The organism is Escherichia sp. MOD1-EC6098 (assembly GCF_002965865.1).
Taxonomy (GTDB): domain Bacteria; phylum Pseudomonadota; class Gammaproteobacteria; order Enterobacterales; family Enterobacteriaceae; genus Escherichia; species Escherichia marmotae.
Genome location: NZ_PTSN01000016.1, coordinates 34876 through 54678, shown reverse-complemented (window position 1 = coordinate 54678; position 19803 = coordinate 34876). Strand labels below are relative to the sequence as shown.

General features: G+C 44.9%; 22 protein-coding genes. 8 read left to right on the top strand and 14 right to left on the bottom strand.

The features are described 5' to 3' along the window. Positions 1–240: 240 nt before the first annotated feature. Together C0K55_RS16805 and C0K55_RS16800 are read right to left on the bottom strand one after the other, a co-directional pair. Positions 241–933 (bottom strand): substrate-binding domain-containing protein, encoded by a 693-nt coding sequence (locus C0K55_RS16805; RefSeq protein ID WP_105266994.1) that lies wholly within the window; start codon positions 931–933, stop codon positions 241–243. After that, the gene (locus C0K55_RS16800; RefSeq protein ID WP_061090644.1) at positions 933–1985 is read right to left on the bottom strand and encodes an ABC transporter substrate-binding protein; all 1053 of its coding nucleotides are present in this window, start codon (positions 1983–1985) and stop codon (positions 933–935) included. The genes C0K55_RS16805 and C0K55_RS16800 overlap by 1 nt, the downstream gene beginning before the upstream one ends. Positions 1986–2194: 209 nt before the next feature. On the opposite strand from C0K55_RS16800, the gene C0K55_RS16795 reads away from it, so the two are divergent. Both C0K55_RS16795 and C0K55_RS16790 read left to right on the top strand, forming a co-directional pair. Beyond that, the gene (locus tag C0K55_RS16795) at positions 2195–3262 is read left to right on the top strand and encodes a FecCD family ABC transporter permease (RefSeq protein WP_001146466.1); all 1068 of its coding nucleotides are present in this window, start codon (positions 2195–2197) and stop codon (positions 3260–3262) included. Then, entirely contained in the window at positions 3259–4032 is a 774-nt protein-coding gene (locus C0K55_RS16790; protein WP_016248374.1) for an ABC transporter ATP-binding protein, read from the top strand. The genes C0K55_RS16795 and C0K55_RS16790 overlap by 4 nt, the downstream gene beginning before the upstream one ends. A gap of 157 nt (positions 4033–4189) precedes the next feature. Here the strand turns inward: C0K55_RS16790 and C0K55_RS16785 are convergent, their stop codons facing one another. Beyond that, positions 4190–4867, bottom strand: coding sequence for a TetR/AcrR family transcriptional regulator (locus tag C0K55_RS16785; RefSeq protein ID WP_010377142.1), 678 nt, complete (start codon positions 4865–4867; stop codon positions 4190–4192). A gap of 145 nt (positions 4868–5012) precedes the next feature. Between C0K55_RS16785 and C0K55_RS16780 the strand changes: the two genes are divergently transcribed. The 3 genes from C0K55_RS16780 (at position 5013) to C0K55_RS16770 (ending at position 7781) form a co-directional block, all read left to right on the top strand. Then, positions 5013–5660 carry an O-methyltransferase gene (locus C0K55_RS16780; protein ID WP_001515803.1) on the top strand — a complete coding sequence of 216 codons (648 nt, stop codon included), beginning with the start codon at positions 5013–5015 and terminating at the stop codon, positions 5658–5660. A gap of 88 nt (positions 5661–5748) precedes the next feature. Further along, positions 5749–7044, top strand: a complete 1296-nt coding sequence (locus C0K55_RS16775) for a prolyl oligopeptidase family serine peptidase (RefSeq protein WP_105269359.1) — start codon at positions 5749–5751, stop codon at positions 7042–7044. A 59-nt stretch (positions 7045–7103) separates the two neighbouring features. After that, complete coding sequence (locus C0K55_RS16770) at positions 7104–7781, top strand: tetratricopeptide repeat protein (protein WP_001515804.1); 678 nt, start codon at positions 7104–7106, stop codon at positions 7779–7781. Positions 7782–7875: 94 nt separating this feature from the next. Here the strand turns inward: C0K55_RS16770 and ykgO are convergent, their stop codons facing one another. From ykgO to C0K55_RS16745, 5 genes are all read right to left on the bottom strand, one after another. After that, positions 7876–8016 (bottom strand): type B 50S ribosomal protein L36, encoded by a 141-nt coding sequence (gene ykgO / locus C0K55_RS16765; RefSeq protein WP_105266716.1) that lies wholly within the window; start codon positions 8014–8016, stop codon positions 7876–7878. Beyond that, on the bottom strand, positions 8016–8279 hold the full coding sequence (locus C0K55_RS16760; RefSeq protein ID WP_000812360.1) for a type B 50S ribosomal protein L31: 264 nt from the start codon (positions 8277–8279) through the stop codon (positions 8016–8018). The genes ykgO and C0K55_RS16760 overlap by 1 nt, the downstream gene beginning before the upstream one ends. Before the next feature lie 472 nt (positions 8280–8751). After that, positions 8752–8853, bottom strand: coding sequence for a small membrane protein YkgR (ykgR, locus tag C0K55_RS16755; protein WP_000662202.1), 102 nt, complete (start codon positions 8851–8853; stop codon positions 8752–8754). 317 nt (positions 8854–9170) lie between these two features. After that, entirely contained in the window at positions 9171–9422 is a 252-nt protein-coding gene (locus C0K55_RS16750) for a DUF1471 domain-containing protein (RefSeq protein WP_000645741.1), read from the bottom strand. 125 nt (positions 9423–9547) lie between these two features. Then, positions 9548–10330 carry an SDR family oxidoreductase gene (locus C0K55_RS16745; protein WP_000699099.1) on the bottom strand — a complete coding sequence of 261 codons (783 nt, stop codon included), beginning with the start codon at positions 10328–10330 and terminating at the stop codon, positions 9548–9550. Between the two features lie 148 nt (positions 10331–10478). Here C0K55_RS16745 and C0K55_RS16740 point away from each other — a divergent pair, with 148 nt between their 5' ends. Then, positions 10479–11372: a LysR family transcriptional regulator gene (locus C0K55_RS16740; protein WP_000910707.1), complete on the top strand. Its 894-nt coding sequence runs from the start codon at positions 10479–10481 to the stop codon at positions 11370–11372. Between the two features lie 34 nt (positions 11373–11406). Here the strand turns inward: C0K55_RS16740 and C0K55_RS16735 are convergent, their stop codons facing one another. Together C0K55_RS16735 and C0K55_RS16730 are read right to left on the bottom strand one after the other, a co-directional pair. Continuing rightward, positions 11407–12396, bottom strand: a complete 990-nt coding sequence (locus C0K55_RS16735) for an aldo/keto reductase (RefSeq protein WP_001172297.1) — start codon at positions 12394–12396, stop codon at positions 11407–11409. Positions 12397–12422: 26 nt separating this feature from the next. Continuing rightward, on the bottom strand, positions 12423–13274 hold the full coding sequence (locus C0K55_RS16730) for an aldo/keto reductase (RefSeq protein ID WP_105224950.1): 852 nt from the start codon (positions 13272–13274) through the stop codon (positions 12423–12425). 250 nt (positions 13275–13524) lie between these two features. Between C0K55_RS16730 and C0K55_RS16725 the strand changes: the two genes are divergently transcribed. Continuing rightward, the gene (locus C0K55_RS16725; RefSeq protein ID WP_123058153.1) at positions 13525–14394 is read left to right on the top strand and encodes an aldo/keto reductase; all 870 of its coding nucleotides are present in this window, start codon (positions 13525–13527) and stop codon (positions 14392–14394) included. A 162-nt stretch (positions 14395–14556) separates the two neighbouring features. After that, positions 14557–15603 (top strand): NAD(P)-dependent alcohol dehydrogenase, encoded by a 1047-nt coding sequence (locus C0K55_RS16720; RefSeq protein WP_000848740.1) that lies wholly within the window; start codon positions 14557–14559, stop codon positions 15601–15603. A gap of 233 nt (positions 15604–15836) precedes the next feature. Here C0K55_RS16720 and C0K55_RS16715 read toward each other — a convergent pair whose 3' ends face one another. From C0K55_RS16715 to C0K55_RS16700, 4 genes are all read right to left on the bottom strand, one after another. After that, on the bottom strand, positions 15837–16901 hold the full coding sequence (locus C0K55_RS16715) for an alpha/beta hydrolase (RefSeq protein WP_000859697.1): 1065 nt from the start codon (positions 16899–16901) through the stop codon (positions 15837–15839). Positions 16902–17059: 158 nt separating this feature from the next. Continuing rightward, positions 17060–17821, bottom strand: a complete 762-nt coding sequence (locus tag C0K55_RS16710; RefSeq protein WP_105266714.1) for a carboxymuconolactone decarboxylase family protein — start codon at positions 17819–17821, stop codon at positions 17060–17062. After that, positions 17799–18278: a (R)-mandelonitrile lyase gene (locus C0K55_RS16705; RefSeq protein ID WP_001515808.1), complete on the bottom strand. Its 480-nt coding sequence runs from the start codon at positions 18276–18278 to the stop codon at positions 17799–17801. Before C0K55_RS16705 ends, C0K55_RS16710 begins: the two co-directional genes overlap by 23 nt. A gap of 63 nt (positions 18279–18341) precedes the next feature. Then, the gene (locus C0K55_RS16700) at positions 18342–19799 is read right to left on the bottom strand and encodes a heavy metal sensor histidine kinase (protein WP_105266713.1); all 1458 of its coding nucleotides are present in this window, start codon (positions 19797–19799) and stop codon (positions 18342–18344) included. Positions 19800–19803: the final 4 nt, after the last annotated feature.

Here is a 19803-nt window from a genome sequence, read left to right as displayed (position 1 = left end):
ATGGCGCAGATATAGCGCCATTTTTATAGATCAAAGCCGTGGCTTTATTCTTCTTTTCATACGTCTACATCGCCATTTACTTTCTCCTGGACTATGCAGGTATCAATACGCATACTGGGTAAAACTGAGATTCATAAAGTTTCACATATTTTGGGACAGGGTGTGGAAATGCAGTTATGATGAATTAACTGATTTATTTATATAATGGTATTTATAGTTTGTAATGCGAAGAGTGTAGGCTCAACGTGATGACATAAACCCATGTTGCTCAAGTATCGCCCTGGCATCTGGCGAAACTAAAAAGTTGCAAAGTGGCCTGGCTTTCTCGGTCAGACAGGCAAATCCATAGATAGCAATCGGATTATAAGGTTCAGGTATTTCTATAACTTTTACTGATTCAATTGATTGTAAGCCGGGAGCGTAACTGGCATAACCTATGAACAAATCGGTATAATCATTTTCAATTAGCCACTGCGCGGCTATCACATTTTTTGGAAGAGGTAATGAATTTCTTCCCCCCACCAATGCAACCGCTCGTTGTCTTATTTTTACTCCAACACTACCCATATTTTCAAAAAGCTGGTGAGTGTAATCACCAGCGGGATCACATCCCGCGGTTGATGTCCCGATTCGCAACGTTTCCCTGTTTAATAAAGAATACCAATCGTCATTTTCATTAAGTTTATTCGCCCGAACATACAGGCACAAACGATTATAGGCAAAAGGTTTAATACACAAGGCATGTCCTGTGGCCATTAACATTTGCGGATGAGCCATATTCGCTGATGCAAAAAGATCACATCTCTCACCCGCTTCAATACGTTCCCTCAATATACCGGCTGGACCAAAGTCACAATGAACATTATCATCCTGAAATCCCAATATAAGTGATTTCCATACCTGGCGTAAACTACCCGCAGCAAGTACACGCATTATTCTTCACCTTGATAATTAGTACGGTAAAACTTTCTATACCAGTCATTGGCTATTTTATGCATATCGATATCATTGAATTTTTCAGGATACAGTTTTTTCGCCATCCACAACTCTCCAATACCCATAGCCTCGGGCATCGGATAACCCCATGCTTTTGCATACTCTGGCATCAAATAAACACGATGATTTTTGACAGCATCTATTACCTGCCATTGCGGATTTGACCGTATTTCATTCACCACGCCAGGGTAGCGATTTTGCACAAAAATTACCTGAGGATTCCATGCAATTACTTGTTCCATTGAGACTTGTTTGAACCCTTTAATGGTGGACGCGGCGACGTTTACTGCACCGGCATGTTTCATCATTAATCCTGTGTATTTTCCGGAACCATACGTTGTCAATTCTGGATTAGCCATATAGGCACGAATACGCTTTTCTTCGGGTAGATTCTGCAGCCGCTCACTCACAATATTACGACCATTTTCAGTGGCCTTGATTAACGCTTTAGCCTCTTCAGGCTTATTGATGATATTGCCTATCAGCATAATCCCTTCATATAGCCCTTTTACGTAAGCCTGTTCTTCATCAGCCATTGTTGGATTAAGTTTATTCTTCTCTCCCTCGTCATCGTGCCGCAAAGAAATTGCTACTGCTGGAATTCCAAGGCTACTGATTTTGTCGATCATTTCTTGCGGCGCATAATTGGTGACAAAAACGACCTGTGGATGCAAGGCCACCAATTTTTCAGCATCGACATGGGTTAAATCTCCTAATGATGCCTTGCTGACTAATTCTGGTGCAAGGCGTGCATAATTGCTGCCAAGTTGCTGTTTCCAGTTTGACATAACACCCACGATTTTATCGGTGGCATTCATCTGCACTAAAAGATTCAAAGTTTGATGTTGAAGTACAACAATACGATCAACTTTGTCGGGTACTTTCACCTCACGACCAATCTGATCGGTGAAAGTTCGTTCAGCTTGCGTAGTAAATGATAAAGAAAGCAAAAAAATCATTAATAAAAACAACTTATTATTTATTTTCATATTCCATCACACTAAAAATCGGTATATAAATGGTTATATATCGAAATGGTAACACCAGTCAGGCGCTGGGAAAAGTGATTCGGGGATATTTTTGATGTGGTTATATGAAGAGAATGTGATTTTTATTTGTTCAGCAGAAACTTTCAATTCAGTTATCTGTAACCCCAAAGACGTATTGCCAGAATAGCAGAGATAAAGGAGTCGTTACGTTGCCGTACCTCATCTATTCACAATCACCTGATGCGATAGAGTATCAGTACCACCAACTTGTCCGTAAACGAATTATATTGATTTCAATAATAACACTGGCGACACTTTTCTCACTATTTCTGGATATTATTCTGGGTTCTTCCAGTTTGTCAGTCAGTGAGTTATGGCACGCATTAGTGCATCCATTTAGCTCTGATACCAGCATCCAGGTCATTGTTTGGGAAATCCGATTACCCTACGCCTTAATGGCTTTGCTGGTTGGCATGGCTTTGGGACTCGCGGGCGCAGAAATGCAGACGATCCTCAACAATCCATTAGCCAGTCCCTTTACACTTGGGGTTTCCTCTGCGGCGGCATTTGGTGCAGCTCTGGCTATTGTCCTGGGGATCGGTATTCCTGGTATATCGGCAACATGGTTTGTTCCAGCAAACGCTTTTATATTTTCTCTTCTGTCAGCTTTATTACTCGATAGCATGTCTCGTTGGCTAAGAATAGCAACTTCGGGAGTGATTCTTCTGGGTATCGCATTGGTATTCACATTCAATGCACTTGTGGCAATGATGCAGTTTATTGCGGATGAGGATACTCTCCAGGGACTGGTATTCTGGACAATGGGCAGTCTGGCTCGTGCATCCTGGAGCAGACTGGGCGTTTTATTAGGAGTGTTTATCATTGTTTTTCTATGGTCATTTTCTCGCTCATGGCAACTTACAGCATTGCGCATGGGAGAAGAGAGGGCTATGGGGTTTGGTATCAATGCTTATCAACTGCGTCTTTCTTCCCTGTTACGTATAAGTTTACTTGCTGCATTGTCGGTAGCCTTCGTTGGTCCGATTGGTTTTATTGGTCTTGTCTCTCCGCATATTTCCCGAATGCTATTTGGTGAGGAACATCGTTTTTATCTGACGGGAAGCACATTAACTGGAGGTCTGGTGCTCTCTCTGGCTTCAATTGCCTCGAAAAGTATTATTCCTGGTGTCATTATCCCGATTGGTATTGTCACATCACTTGTTGGTGTTCCATTATTTATTAGTATTATTCTGCGTTATCGCAGGAGTTTGTTATGAAAGGCCTTTCACTGTATAAATTAAACGCGGGTTATCAGAAAAAAAACGTAATATGTGATCTTAGTTTATCTGAACTCCCTCGCGGAAAAATAACCATCATTCTGGGGCCAAATGGTTGTGGAAAGTCGACGTTGCTACGTGCCCTGGCGGGGCTGAATAAGGTTAGCGGTAATATATTTCTTGATGGGGTCAACCTTATGCAGATGCCATTTTCAGCCCGTGCCGACAGTACAATATTTCTACCACAGTTCTTACCGCATGACGTGCATTTGAATGTGCTGGAATCTATTTTTGTTGCTCTGCGTGCTTCAAAGATAGGGAGCATAGATGAAAAAACACAATCAATAGCTATTCTCAGACAACTAGGAATAGAACATCTGGCCTTTTGTTATCTGGATCAATTATCCGGAGGTCAGCGGCAACTGGTTGGGCTGGCACAATCATTGGCCCGAAATCCATCTATATTACTACTGGATGAGCCACTGAGTGCATTGGACTTAAACCACCAGTTTCATGTTATGGATTTAGTCAGAAGCGAGACAAGGAGTCGCAATATAGTCACAGTTATGGTAGTTCATGATATAAATATCGCATTACGATACGGTGATTATGTCGTCATGCTAAAAAAAGGTAAACTTATTGCCAGCGGAAATCCAGAAGAGGTCATTACGCCAGAGAATCTGGCTAGTGTATATCATATTCGTGGACGGATAGAGCATTGTTCTCAGGGCTTGTTACAACTTATTGTCGATGGTGTTATTCCGGATTAGCAACGCGTATTAAATATTTTTCATCCTGCGCCTTCCGGCGCTTTTCGACACTTTCATCAGTCAGATTGAGTAAGCCGGTTTCATCTTTGATGGCAAGATTATTTGTATAAAGTATGAGTGCTACCTCGTAATTTGCATAAAAAACGTCCATCAAATGCTATGGATGAGCAGGCTCAGTTTTGATCCCTTGTATAACGGTTTCGATACGCTCTTTTATTTCCTCAAGTTGCTGCTGACGACCTTCAGGTGTTAGTGTCTGATCTTCATTAACGTCCAAAACCCATCGACGAGGAATTAATGCGCCAAAAACAATATCCATTAGCATCCCCGCGCAATTACCCGTGTTTTTAACAGCAATACGCCCTTGAGCTTGTTGAATATCCAGCCATTCTATTAACAGTTCTCTTGAATGAAGCGTTTTAGTGGCATATAAATAGTCTGAAAGCTCTGGAAAAAGAATTGATTCACGTGTCATTAATTTTAAGAGTGCTTCTCTCTCTTTAGCTTCTTCCTGACTTATATCTAATCGGAATATGCGAAACAGAGTTTCATTAATAGGAAGCATCTCGTTTTCCGGTCTTGGAAGATCGAGGAACAGGGTTTTATATTCTTTAATTACTTCAGAAAAAATTTCCTTTTTATTACTGAATACTTCATAAATTGTTCTTTTTGATACTTTTGCCCGACGAGCAATTTCTGTGGTTGAGGTTTGGGCAAAACCAAGCTCAATGAAGGCACTATACGCACCAATAACTATTGCTTTCTTACGCTCATCAAGTCCCGCACTTTTGGGTCTTCCCCGTCGCACCGGTGTACTCACTTCGCTCTTGTTCATCAAAGACATTTACTCCTGTATTCATTTTTGGTACTTTACCAGTACCAAAAATGGTATCACTATACCAACAACATAAGCAATGATCATAACATGGTGTATGAAAACAACCAGGTAACATCACTTCATAAAATACAGGTCCTTATTTATGAGTCGATTAAATAATAGCATCAGCCCCATTCGTGATCCCCAGGTTATACGTGTTCTGGAACGCATGAATAATGAACGTAAACATCCCCCGCAGGAGATGTTTCGCGAAGCTCCTGTACTTGATCCTGAAAAATTTTCCGGTTATGGCTTTTCCATAGCCCCAGAGCAGGGGGAACTTATCTACTTACTGTGCCGGGCAATGAAAGCCACTCGTGTTGTGGACTTTGCAACTTCTGTAGGTATGTCAGCACTCTATTTTGCCGCTGCGATGAAAGATAATGGTGGCGGACTGGTGATTGGTTCTGAAATGGTTCGGGAAAAGGCTGAAGTCGCGTCCCGAAATCTGGCAGAGGCTGGTCTTACGTCTTTTGTTGATATTCGTGTCGGTGATGCGAGAGAAACGCTGAAAGATCTCGGTGGTCCTGTCGATTTTATTCTTATTGATGGTTTCCCTCTTGCTGATGGCCCAAGTCTTGCTCGTCAGGTTACTGAGATTGTTGCGCCGCAGCTACGAGTGGGAGGATATATATTAAATGATAACGCAGAACCAGATTTTTTATCTTATGTTCGTGATCCACAGAATGGTTTTATTTCTATAACATTACCGATAAAACGAGGTACAGAGTTAGCACTGAAGATAAGTTAAATATAAGTACGAATGATAAAGTTGAAAAATCATAGTCCTTGTTCATACTGATACTCATCTACTTTTTATCAGAAGTAAAGGGGCATTTATGCCGACGCGCAGAGAGTTTTTAATTAAAAGTGTTGCGGGTGCTTTAATTGTTTCAATGCCTCGCATTGTATTTGCAAACACAAATAACAAAGCAATAAATGCTACAGCTATTACACAAGTTTTTGGTGACGGAGTTCGACTTATTGCGATCGCTGTAGAATTTGAAAAACCTATAAACAAGGAAGAACTTTCAACAATAGAGTTTAGTGTAAAAAATCATCACATCAATAAAACATTTGTCAGCCAGTCAACAGCTTTGGTTGAAGCAAAATCAGGTAAGTACGCGATACTTGAACTGGAACACAGCAAACCACAAAATGAATGGCAAGAAACTATAACGGACCCAACAATACAAAAAGCAGCGCCCAAACAAGGGCAAGGTAAACCTACCTGGGTTGCAGGAGAAAAACTAAACCAAACAATTAAATATAAAGATGCTTCTGCTGTTGTCATCACACAAAATACCACACTGGAAACTAACGCCGTTTCAAACCTGGTAGTGGATAGTTTTAGACAAGATGAATATAAAGATAAAGAAAGCGGGAAAATACTAAAATATAATTTCTTTATTCCTGAAGAACAAAATAAACCATTACCACTGGTTCTTTTTATGCATGATGCAGGGGCTACCAGTGCACAAGTTACAACGACTCTGTTTCAGGGGTTAGGCGCAGTAATTTGGGCAGAACCTGAAGAGCAAATGAAACGCCCCTGTTATGTTTTAGCTCCTCAATATAATGAAATCATTGCTGATGATGACTGGCGTACCTCAACATTGCTTGATACAACAATAAATCTTGTTCAGTATTTGGTAAAAGAATATAAAATAGATCCTGAGCGTATTTATGTTACTGGTCAGTCAGGGGGATGTATGCTGGCCATCGCCATGAATATTAAATATCCTGATTTTTTCACAGCAAGTTACCTGGTTGCAGGAAAGTGGGATGCGGAACAGGTTGCTCCAATAGCTAAAAACAAATTATGGTTTATGGCCTCAGAGGATGATTCAGGAGCTTTTCCCAGCTTCAACGCGATTACTGAACGTCTTGAGCAATTTGGCGGAAAGGTTTCTCGCGCGGCATGGAATGGCCAGTGGGAGCCTGAGCAATATCGATTTGCTGCCGACACTTTGTTTGAAGAACAAACTAATATCCGTTATACCGTTTTTATAAAAGACAGTGTATTTGATGAATACTCTTCGCGAGAAGGGGCAAGTGGGCATCGTAACACATGGCGTATTGCTTACAGCATAGAACCTATTCGCGAATGGTTATTTAACCAACGTAAACAATAAAAAATAGACCAGACTGTCATCAGGTAACGTGTTGGCAGTCATTTTTGCCGAGAGACAGAATGAAGACATTATTATTTGTAATTCTATTTTTTTCTGCATCTGTATATGCAGATACGGCATCAAAAATGAATTTTGACGAAATACTTACACGCTCTGCTCAAGGAGATGCAGAAGCACAAGCCAGATTGGGGGAAGCATACCTAAATGGAAACTACAATCAAACGGTGAATTACGCTCAGTCTTTTAAATGGTTGACGAAATCAGCAGCCAGCGGAAATCCCCGAGCGAAACTGGATTTAGGGATTTTATATCTTAATGGGTATGGCGTACCGTTTGATTATGCCAAAGCCTTAAGCCTTTTTGAGCAAGCTGACTTAGCGGGAGAAATGAAAGCTGCACGTTATCTTGGGATTATTTATGAAAGAGGATTAGGCGTTTCTCAGGACTATAAAAAAGCAGCGGAATATTATAAGAACGGCGATAAACATAATGATATTACGGCGCAGTATCGTCTGGCGAAACTTTATGAGCAAGGTTATGGTGTAGAACGCGATTACCAAAAAGCGATAAACCTTTATCTTAAACATATCAACAGAATGGATCATATCACTGCCCCCAGTTTTGTGGCTTTAGGTGATATTTATTCACTAGGATTGGGCGTCGAGAAAAATCCCCAACTGGCTGAAAAGTGGTATCAAAAAGCGATTGATGCAGCTAATACACAGCGTCAGCAGTAGGTGAGTTAATGCTGGCGTACTGAATACACCAGCATTAATCAGGCATGATTATGCGACCAGCCAGACAAGTATTGTTGAACCTTCGAACTCAGAGTTAACGCTTTTTCTTGCGCCCCTGAACAGCCTTAAAACGGGGATTAGATTTACAAATAACATATAGCCGTCCTTTTCGCTTCACAATCTGACAGTCTGGGTGGCGTTCTTTTGCTGTGTGCAGAGAGTTAAGGACTTTCATCATGCCCCCTTTTTCGTGCTAACAAAACGACCAAAACGCTGGGTAAATCGCGCCACATTTCCTTCTGATGAAACGGATCTCAGTTTCCCGGTATAGAACGGGTGTGATTTTGAAGAGACATCAATCGTTACATACGGATACGTTACGCCATCCAGTTCAATCTCACGGTCTGTTTTGATAGTGGAGCCAATTTTAAAGTACTCATCAGCACTGGTGTCGTGGAACACCACGGTACGATATTCAGGATGTATATTTTGCTTCATTACTTCTTCCAGTTACGTTATAACATAACAATGAAGATACATTCTCGTCCAGATAATTTCAACAAAATCCTATGACCACCTGGATATGCGGGATTCCTGCAGCTAACCGAACGTGCCGGAAGTGAGAGATGTTGTTGGCTATCGTTGGTAACGGCACTATTCAGCAGCCGAACTGCTGATTTACGACGCGACCCGCGGAGCAGTATGAAAGCATTTGAGAATGTGGGTAAGCTCTGCTTTACCGGCTGATTATTTATCACACAGCCAAAGTAGCAATTTAGTGAACCAACATGCGCATTGGGTAACCAAAATGCTGACTCAATGCGCAATCTCTTTCAGTGCGGCACAAATACGGTTTTTTAAGCTTCCCTTTGAAACAGTACAAATACCTCTCCCACAGGCATAGCTATTATGAAGGAGGTAGAAGATACATATATTAAATATCACCTAAGGGAATTGTTTTTTGATGTAATTAATAGAAATGGAGGAATAAATAGGCATATTCTACAATTGCAACAAAAACAACAATATTAATCAGTTTATTACTGATTTCCTGTATCTTATTCTCTTTCATTGGTATTTCCTCGCTTTAAAAAGAGCGCACCTCATAAGCGCCTTGTATATAGATAGCGAGTTTGGTCAACCAATTTTTTGAGGTGTATCACAAATTTGAAAAGATGTATTACATCAATTATTACTAATCGCACAAAAGTGATCCATATTCGACACCTGAAATTGGCCCTGAGGATTACTCTGCTCTTCTTGTAAGATCCCCGCGTAATTGTGCTATTCACATTTAGAGAGCACCGTATTTACAGCCCGCAGAGGCTGTATTTTCGCCGTAAGGGCAAGTCATGGAATCGATGCTCATGATAAACAGTCAGTTACTATTTACTTATAGATTTCAGCAACACCATGCAGTTTGTTATTCCCAGTCGTAGACAGGATTTTGAACGACGTTGCTCCTTGCTCATCAGCTTTACGAGAAAGCGCATTTGATACCTCATCAAGCGTCAGGGCATTACTGACTGAAACTACACCAATCTTTTCTTTGCCATCTGCATGACGAATCTCCTCAGCAGCAGATGCGGTATTTACCGAAATGAATCCCATGAATAATGCAGTAATTAGTAGTGCTTTCATATCTGATACCTGTTTTGAACGATATATTTGGAAGTTGACGAATATCAGGAGGAGCCTCCTCCTTCTTGATATGTAAATATACAGTTCTAAACTGTCATAAGACTGACTGTCATATGACAACGTTGTCAGATTTTTGAATTTTTTGAATACAGATTCAGGTCGTTAATAATGCATTCCGGTTCTTCAGTAAGGGGCATATTGTTTATATCGAAAACCCCATCATTTTTTTGTGGATTATCACTTTGCAACTCTGCAAACAGAGGGGTGAGATCCTGCTGTGCTTCTCCTCGCTCTGCGACCAGTTCGAACGTTTTATTTTTTGCTGCATCGTTGCTCAGAGCAGTTACCAGAACCTGGGCGATTTGTTCCCGGGAGATAACACCATCTTCCGGTGTTCCCGCATGGCGTCTATCCCCCTGAAGCATAACGATTCTGTGCTCATCATCATTGTTGTAATCAAACCAGCCGGGTCTGACGATAGTGTAGGTATGCCCACTGGCTCTGACCAGGCGTTCAGCTCGTCTTTTCCAGTCATGAACTTCAGTACGTTGATTCCAGCTACTGAGGCGCTCAGTAACGCCAATTGTTGTCATCAGGGCGATGCGAACAGGTGTAGCCATGAATCTTCGCAAAATGTTACGTACACCGCCGTAATCTATCGCTCTGGCACCAATACGTCCCTGACCATCGGAGCCAAGTGTAAAAATGATGGCATCAATATCTTTCGGTAAATCGGTGAGTGTTTCAGGTATTGAAACATCGCCATAGAAAATATCTGTTCCACGAGGGAGTAATTTGATTTTCCGCCGATTCCTGACCAGAGCCACGGGCTGATGGCCCATTGCAATAGCAGTATTCACAACATGAATGCCAATGCTTCCTGTCGCTCCTGCAACGAGTATTTTCATGATAAACCTTCTGATAATTCAGCCTTATTTTCGATACAGCCAGAATATCAATTATCATTATTGTCAATAATGGGGCTAAAATGATTGTGTCTATGAACACCCTTCATGAGTGCGTTTTGAAGGGAATGCTTCTACAAGGAAATCGCCAATGCTCAAAGAAAACTTCAACGAATTGCAAATATTTCTTGTGGTGGCAAGGGAGCGAAGTTTTACCAAAGCCGCGGGCAAACTCGGTGTTTCTCAGTCTGCTCTCAGCCATGCGATTAAGGCGCTGGAGGAAAGGCTAAATATCCGCCTCTTAACCCGAACTACCCGCAGCGTGGCTCCCACGGAAGCAGGGGAGAGAATAATTGCCTGTCTTGAGCCTCGTATTGACGAGCTTGAACAGGAGCTGGAATCACTTATTCAACTGAACGGCACGCCCTCCGGGAATATTCGTTTATCTGCCGGGGAACATGCTGCGCGCAGTCTGGTCTGGCCGAAGCTAAAACCGTTCCTCAGGGAGTATCCCGAAATCAATGTTGAACTGGTGGTAGATAACGGTTTTGTCGATATTGTTGAAGGCCGCTTTGATGCCGGGATCCGTCTGGGTGAAAGTGTGGATAAAGATATGATTGCCGTGAAGATTGGACCTGATATGCGGATGGCCGTGGTGGGAGCACCGGCGTATTTTGCGGCTAATTCCTTACCAGAAACGCCTCACGATCTACAAAATCATCAGTGTATCAATATGCGTTTGCCAACTGCCGGTGGAATTTATCACTGGGAGTTTGAGCGAGAAGGCAAACCGTTACGGGTCAGAGTTGATGGGCAACTGACGTTTAATCTGCTGCCAGAAAGAATTGATGCAGCATTATCAGGATTTGGTATCGCCTGTGTTCCCGAAAACTCGGTTCAGGATTATGTAAAGTCAGGCGAACTTATTCAGGTTTTACAGGAGTGGTGTCCTTCTTTCCCTGGATATTATCTTTACTATCCCAGCCGTAAGCAGCACCCGCCTGCTTTTGCGCTGTTGATCGATGCACTTCGCTACTCGGAATAACGGGTCCGCATTTTGCTGTGGACCCGTTTGGGCATCAACGACCTACGCGTGCCTGGTGCTCAGGCGAGTAACGTTCACCGACGATTTTAATTGTTTCCAGTGCCTGGGTTATCTGCTGTGTATCTTTCTGCGAAAGAATAATGTCGACAGCGCCCAGGTTTTCTTCCAGCCGGTGCAGTTTAGTGGTGCCCGGGATGGGAACAATCCACGGTTTTTGTGCTAACAGCCAGGCCAGTGCAATTTGGGCAGACGTTACCCCTTTCTCTGCAGCCAGCTCACCCAACAACGTGACCAGTTTTTCATTGGCTTCAATGGCTTGTGCAGCGAAACGCGGTACGGTGCTGCGGTAATCATCCTTACTAAAAGTTGTCCCTGGTTTAATTGACCCCGTCAGAAAACCTTTACCTAATGGGCTGAATGGCACAAAACCAATTCCCAGCTCCTCCAGCAACGGCAGAATTTCCTGCTCAGGCTCACGCCACCACATGGAGTATTCGCTTTGCAGGGCGGTGACAGGTTGTACTGCATGTGCACGACGAATGGTTTGCGCACCCGCTTCGGACAGACCGAAATGTTTGACTTTACCTTCTGCGATAAGGTCTTTCACCGTTCCAGCAACGTCTTCAATCGGGACATCTGGATCGACACGGTGTTGATACAACAGGTCAATAACATCTGTCTTCAGACGGCGTAATGATCCTTCAACGGCTTCACGGATATGTTCCGGGCGGCTGTTTAAAATCTGCTGCTTATTATCATCACCGAAGGTAAAGCCAAATTTAGTGGCAATCACCACGCGGTCACGAAACGGTTTTAAGGCTTCGCCAACAACTTCTTCATTCAGATACGGACCATACACTTCGGCGGTATCGAAGAAGGTAACGCCACGTTCAACGGCAGCGCGAATGAGTTCGATAGCCTGACGGGTATTTGTTGCCGGACCGTAGCCGTAGCTCAAGCCCATGCAACCGAGTCCAAGGGCGGAGACTTCGAGTCCGGATTTACCCAGATAACGTTTTTGCATTGAATGAATACCTCTTTTATCGCGGCTTAAACATCAAGTTTGCGGCCAGTCAGCCATTCCACCATTGCGGGATCGCGGTGAGAGAAGAACGCGCTGGTTGCAGTATCAAGGGCAGTAATCTGCAGCATATCTTCAGGACTGAGTTCAAAATCAAGAATGTTAATGTTTTCTTCCATGCGTTCTTTTCGTACTGATTTCGCCAGCGAAACGATGCCTCGTTGGTAGATCCAGCGCAAAACAACCTGACCCACGCTTTTGCCGTATTTCTTGCCTATTGCCGCCAATACAGGATGCTGGAACAGACCATTTTTACCTTCCGCAAACGGTGCCCAGGCTTCTGGCTGAATACCTCGACTTTTCATCCACGGAACGGCCTGTAATTGCTGGTTGAAGGGGTTAACTTCAATCTGGTTCACCGCCGGAACGACTTTATTAAAGGCGATAAGGTCAGCCAGTCGGTCAGGGTGGAAGTTACTGACGCCAATAGCGCGGATCTTGCCTGCCTGTTGCAGTTCTTCCATGGCGCGCCAGGCACCGTGGACATCGCCGTATGGCTGGTGAATCAAATACAGGTCAACGTAATCAAGTTGCAGTCGATTCAGTGAGCGTTCGAACTGGGCTTTGGCACCTTCGTAATTCGTATCCTGCAACCAGAGTTTAGTGGTGACAAAGAGTTCGTTACGCGCAATACCACTTTGTTTTAGCGCATTCCCAACCTGGGTTTCATTCTGATATGAAGCGGCGGTATCAATCAGGCGATAACCGGTGTCAATAGCGTCAATAACCGCTCTTTCGCATTCGGCGGCATCTGTCATCTGAAATACACCAAAACCCAGCAAGGGCATTTCAATACCGTTGTTCAGTTTTACAGTTTGCATGGTGTTACCTCCCGTTATTGTTCACGGGAAGCATAACGTAAAGGGAGTGATGAGATTAGACGGAAGGATTTGTCAGGGGCTATGAACAAAATTCATTAATCCGCCAGAATGCAGATTTGAGTGGCCTCGTAACCAGGTGGGTCTATTTTATTAATGAATTATCTGCATAAGTGAAATCACAATTAGCATACTAATCGGGAGTTGTATTTTAACTTAGAATAATGATCCATACGTGATGGAGGTGCTTACCGTGGAATTTTCTGTATTAAGCAACAATCTTAAAATGCCGATGGTCGGTTTTGGGGTTTTTCAGGTTACCGATAAAGAAGAGTGTAAACAGTCGGTGTTGAGTGCTATCCGGACAGGTTATCGTCTTATCGATACTGCTGCGGTATACGGTAATGAAGATGCTGTCGGTGAAGCGGTTCGTGAGGCCATTTCGGAAGGTCTTTGTACCCGAGAGGAATTATTTATTACCTCAAAACTTTGGGTACAGGACATGGTCGATCGCGATACAGCAAAAGCAGGAATTGAAGCATCGTTAAAAAAATCGGGCCTTGAATACTTTGATCTCTATTTATTGCACCAGGCAATGCGCGATTATTTCAGTGCGTGGCGCGCCCTGGAAGAGGCTTATGATGAGGGGAAACTGAAAGCGATTGGTGTTTCCAACTTCTATCCTCATGTATTAGCAAATTTTTGTGAAACTGTCAGAGTAAAACCAATGGTAAACCAGGTGGAACTGCATCCCTATTTTGCTCAACCTGAGGCGCTGGCAACGATGAAGTACTATAATGTGCAGCCTGAAGCCTGGGCTCCATTAGGCGGTGGAATACATAAGCCATTTGAAAACAAAATGCTTCAGAGTATTGCAAATACTCACCAGAAATCGATTTCTCAGGTAATCCTGCGCTGGAATATTCAACGAGGCGTAGTTGTTATACCGAAATCGACTCATCAACACCGTATTGAGGAAAATTTCGCCATCTGGGATTTTTCCCTGACAGATGAAGAAATGGAACAAATTAGTTCACTCGATTTAGGCTATGTTGGCGAATCCGTAAAACATTTTAATCCTGAGTTTGTTCGTGGTTGTCTTGGCGTAAAAATACATGACTGATTTTAGTATTTGTTGAGCTATATCATTTGGATGAGGATGTTTTATCTGAGCGTACAGGCTTTATTTTATAAAGTAGTCACATTCAGACAATATGGCTTTTAGCCAGTGCTTTAAGGATATGATCCTTAAATTATTAATCATTTCACAATGAAGAGGCACGTTATGAAAACTATTGGTTATGCTGCACTCTCTGCCGACGCAAAGCTGGTTCCTTATCATTTTAAACGTCGTGAGTTACGTGACAATGATATTGCCATTGAAATTCTTTATTGTGGCGTTTGTCACTCAGATTTACATACAGTTAATGGCGACTGGGGGCCACAACCTTATCCGTTAATTCCGGGGCACGAAATTGTTGGTGTCGTGAGATCAGTGGGGCAGGGGGTTAAAAAATATCAGGTAGGTGATCATGTTGCCGTTGGCTGTATGGTCGATAGCTGTATGCACTGCGACCAGTGTGAGCAGGGCGAAGAGCAGTATTGCCGCCACGGGATGACGCCAACTTATGGTGCTAAGGATCGGATTAGCGGCGAAATCACTCAGGGAGGCTACTCCAAACATATTGTGGTACGTGAGGAATTTGTCCTGCGGATCCCTGAAAATATGGATTTAGCGAAAACCGCGCCGATTCTCTGTGCAGGTATCACCACGTTCTCACCATTACGTACCTGGAATGTTGGCCCTGGCAGCCGTGTTGGTGTTATTGGGTTAGGCGGATTAGGCCATATGGCGGTAAAACTGGCCGTTGCGATGGGGGCTGACGTTACTGTGATTAGCCGGACGAAAAGCAAAGAGGATGAGGCAAAATCGCTCGGTGCAAAAGGCATTCTCCCGTCTTCAGACCCCGAGGCATTACAAAGCTCAGCCTGTGCATTCGATTTGATTATCGATACAGTTCCCGTTAAACACGACCTGAATATCTACACCCCATTATTAGATATTGATGGTTCATTAGTTATTGTTGGCCAGGTTGGTCCTGTGGAAGAACCTTCAACGATCCCTCTGATTATGGGGCGTCGCCGTGTTGCAGGTTCACTCATCGGTGGTATTGCAGAAACACAGGAAGTGCTGGATTTCTGCGCGAAGCATAATGTCTATCCCGAATGTGAAATGATCAATATTGATCAGATAAACGATGCTTTTGCCCGCCTTGCAAAAGGGGATATGGCGCATCGTTTTGTCATTGACATGGCTTCACTGAATGGCTGAGTAACGGAGTAATTCAGAGCAGCGATTCTTTATATTTACCAATAAATCACAAAATTGAACCGCTGCTCTGGTGAAACTCCTTTTACGCGCAACAACGATGAATGCCATCAAATCATGAAGATTCTTTCGTGCCTCTCATTGCGGAAAGGAAAGAGTATCAGTTTGTATCCTGATGTGACGGAATATGGGAAGTCCCAACATAAAGGGAGCGCGAGTCAGCCCCCTTTGCTTAATTAATCAAGTTTTTTGTCATGAATGAATTTACTGACCAAATCAGCGATTTGCACATTATTCAGGTCAGAGAACGGGAAGTGGGTATTACCTTTTATCCCTACTTCAGGCAGATGCGTCACCGTCACATCCCCACCATGCTTGTTAACCACGTCACGCCACGTACGCGCCATTGCCAGGCGTACTCGCCAACTGTCCTGCGCGGGCATGGCTACAGGCTTATCCGGTATGTTATCGCCGTAAATAATCAGAATCGGGATTTTAGTCAGCGCCATAAACTGCTCCATTGGCACTGGTTCACCCTTCAGCGTGTCGAACGCACTTGGCATAGGGGGGGGGAGTTCTTTTTCCGGGAACACAAAGCCACTTCCTGGCTCGAAGGCGACAATGGCTTTTACCTTGTTGTTTTTTATCGCGGTATACCAGCCTGGACCACCACCCTGAGAGTGAGTGAAGAGGATTGCCGGACCTGATTTATCTACTACGGCAGACATCGCATCAGAGATGACATTGACATCAAACGGCCCTGTATTCGGGGTCATCTGGCGGAAATACTGATTCAGTGCCTCTTTGTCGTGGGAAAACTGGACGCCTTTAAAATACGCTGGCCACACGCCAACACGAAACTGGTTAAACCACATCTGCTCATCGGGTTTTGGTGTAACCGTACTTTCTACAGTGGTACGTCCGGCATCACCCCGACGCGGCTGATCGACAATATACGTGGAGAATCCGCGACGCAGGAATATGTTCTGGAATCCTTCACGACCATCCGGCGTACTTTCCCAGGTACGGGAAGATTGACCTGCGCCGTGTAGCATAACGATGGGATATTTATGCGGATTCTCCGGGATTTGGTAGAACACTGACGCATGATCGCCATGATAAGTTTGCCCCGCCGAGTCCAGCGGCTTTTTCGCATCAAATGTTCCTGGCGCGGTGATGATGGTGCCCCCGGCAGAAAAGCTTCCTTGTTCCTGAATGACCAATGGTTCGGCAGAGACCGACTGCGCCGCCAGACCTCCTGCCATCATGCAGATAGCCAGCGTTTTTAAGACAGTTTTCAAGATTACATCCTCTGTTATGGTTGCCGTTCAATCATATCTGAGTTACCAGCGTTAATTATTTTGCCCCCTTGATTGCCTTTATTTGGCAGATTCATGAATGCGGATGATGAATCACATATGTTCTCTGATCAGGGGGCCAGTCTGCATGGCGACCTTCTCTATTTGCTTTCAATCGCTTTTTGCAGTGCCTCTTCAGCTCTTGTGGCCGCATCATGGTCACCATGTTCACGCAGAACCTGTGCCAACTGCCGTAACTGCGCTGCTGTCAGGCCAACTCTCATGCTTGCTCGCGTATGTGACAACAATTGGGCTTCAATGCCTGGCGTGGCTGCTAATGCGCCAACTGTTGCCAGTTCACGGCTTTGCCAGTCGAGGTTATCGCGGGCGAAAATGTCCCCGAACAGATGCGTTTGCAGGAATTGATTTATCGTGGGCGCAAAATCAAACAGTGGCCCCTGGACAGGCGCTCCTGCGATTTTAGTCTGGTTTGCGATACCGACACGGCGAAGCTCATCCCCGACGGGAACCGGGGCGATTGGCTCTTTACCTTCAATGTCTTCGATGCCACGTTGTTTACGTGCTTCGACGACTTTCATCAGCTCATTCAGAGCATTCAGGCTGCGGGGGAATCCGGTATAGGCATAGAGCTGGATGAGAATTTCTTTAGCTTCGTTTATCGTGAGTCCTGCATCAAGTCCCTGATTAAGTGCTGCATTCAGCTTATCCATCTGACTGCTGGCCATTGAGGCAGCAATCAACGGGATGGCCTGCTGGCGAGCTGAAAGCGTATCTGAAACCGTGTATTCATGATTCATTTTGGTAGCTCCTTTATTGATGAGCGCAGCATTTGCGGTAAGCGCAAAACCAAAGATTAGCAGTACCGCTGCCGTTAATATCTTAATGGGCGTGGTATTGTTCATCTGTCACTAACTCCTTCCAGTTAACGCTTTTGCCATCCACCACGCCGGTTATTGCCAGATGTGTCATCGCGCTACCGGGGGCTGCGCCATGCCAGTGTTTGACGCCCGCCGGGCAAGAGACAACATCGCCAGCACGGATCACCTGTACCGGCTGGCCTTCTTGTTGGGTGAGTCCAACACCAGCGGTCACAATCAGCCGCTGACCAGCCGGATGAGTATGCCAGGCGGAGCGAGCGCCTGGTTCAAAGGTGACATAAGCCGCGGAAACACGGATGTCGTTGTCTGCGTTGAACAGCGGATCAACCCGGACACGACCGGTAAAGTTCTCCGCTGATCCGTACACCGCATTCTGGCTTCCGGCGGGAGCAATATGGACAGCGGAATTTTGCTCCACTGCCCAGGATGAAGCGGTGAAGAGTGGCAGTAGTAACCCGAGATAACGTAACTGTCTGATCATGCAAAGCGTCCTTATCTACGATGATGGAGGGGATGCAATGATACTAATCAGCGTGACATGTCGTCAGGCTGACGCCTCCCTGACAATTTTGTCAGTTAACGCTGCACCAGACTCAGTGCCTGAAGGCGAATTGCCCGCTGTTTTATTTGCTTGCATCGCAAAGGTGAGGCCAAATGTATTGATGCCACCTTCACTACGGGCAAAGGCATCTCCCCGGTGCATAATAGCGACGGCGCGCACAATCGACAGACCCAACCCATGATGGGCATCACTTCTTGCCCGGGAGGTGTCGATGCGATAAAACCGCTCAAAAAGCCGGTGTAAGTGCTCAGGTGCTATCGGATCGCCCGGATTGGAAACTTCAACACAGGCCTGATTATCTCTTTCGCTTAACCGCACGGTAATCGTGCTATTGGAGGGGGAATGTCTTGCGCTATTTTCCAGTAAATTGGCCAGTGAGCGGTGGAACAGCCGCCGATCGATAAGCGCAGTGACATCGCCTTCAACATCCAGCGAAAGCTGTTTTTCTGTAAAAGAAGGCTCGACATATTCTGCTGTCTTAAGGGTTTCTTCTCGCAAGGAGACTTGTTTAAGCTGAGACGCATGTTCCCCCGCGTGGGCATGAGACAGGAACAGCATGTCATTGACAATAGACGTCATACGTTCAAGCTCTTCCAGATTCGAGCCCAATAATTCTTCCAGTTCTTCATAAGATCGTCGGCGTGATAGCCCCAGTTGCGTTTGGCCAATCAGGTTAGTCAGCGGCGTGCGAAGTTCATGAGCAACATCAGCATTAAAACTTTCAAGTTGCCGCCAGGCGATTTCCTGGCGCTCCAGCACGCCATTAAATGATGAGGCCAGTTGCTGCAACTCTTCGGGCAAGGCTCTGGCATCCAGTCGCTGACTATGATCCCCTGGTGCGAGATGTTGCGCCTGCTTACTGAGCATTCCCACCGGACGCAGGCCAATCTTTGAAACAACGTAGCCCAGCAGGGCGACGATCGCTACGCCCAGAGCAGTAATGATCAACAGTGTCCGCGTAAAGGCATTGAGCGTGCCCATGTACGGCGTGGAGTCAATGGCGACCACATAACGTAACTCAGGTCTTTCACCGTTTGCCGGGATCGTTTTCACTAACAGAAACAGCGAGCATGCGCCCTCTGATGCGCCGGGTACTTTATTAAATCCCTCCCGCAAAGAAGACCACTGAACTCCCACTGGCGGTATTCCTCCCACGCTGAAACGCGGGTTATCGCTGACTATCCAGTAGCGCACGCGCTCACCTTCGGAACTGGCTAATACGGTGAATTTATTGGCAAGCGTGGACCAACCGTCGGCTGAGGTTCGAGCGGTGATCCACGGACTCATTAATGATTCCCTGAACAACAGTTCGTTGTGCATCTGTTTTTGTAAGGAATCATGCAAAGAGCTTCTGAGCAGGATGCCAATAACGGAAACAATCAGCAGCGCGGATAAGGCAAACATCAGCGCCAGGTGGACAGAGATGGAACGCTTGAGCATGCTT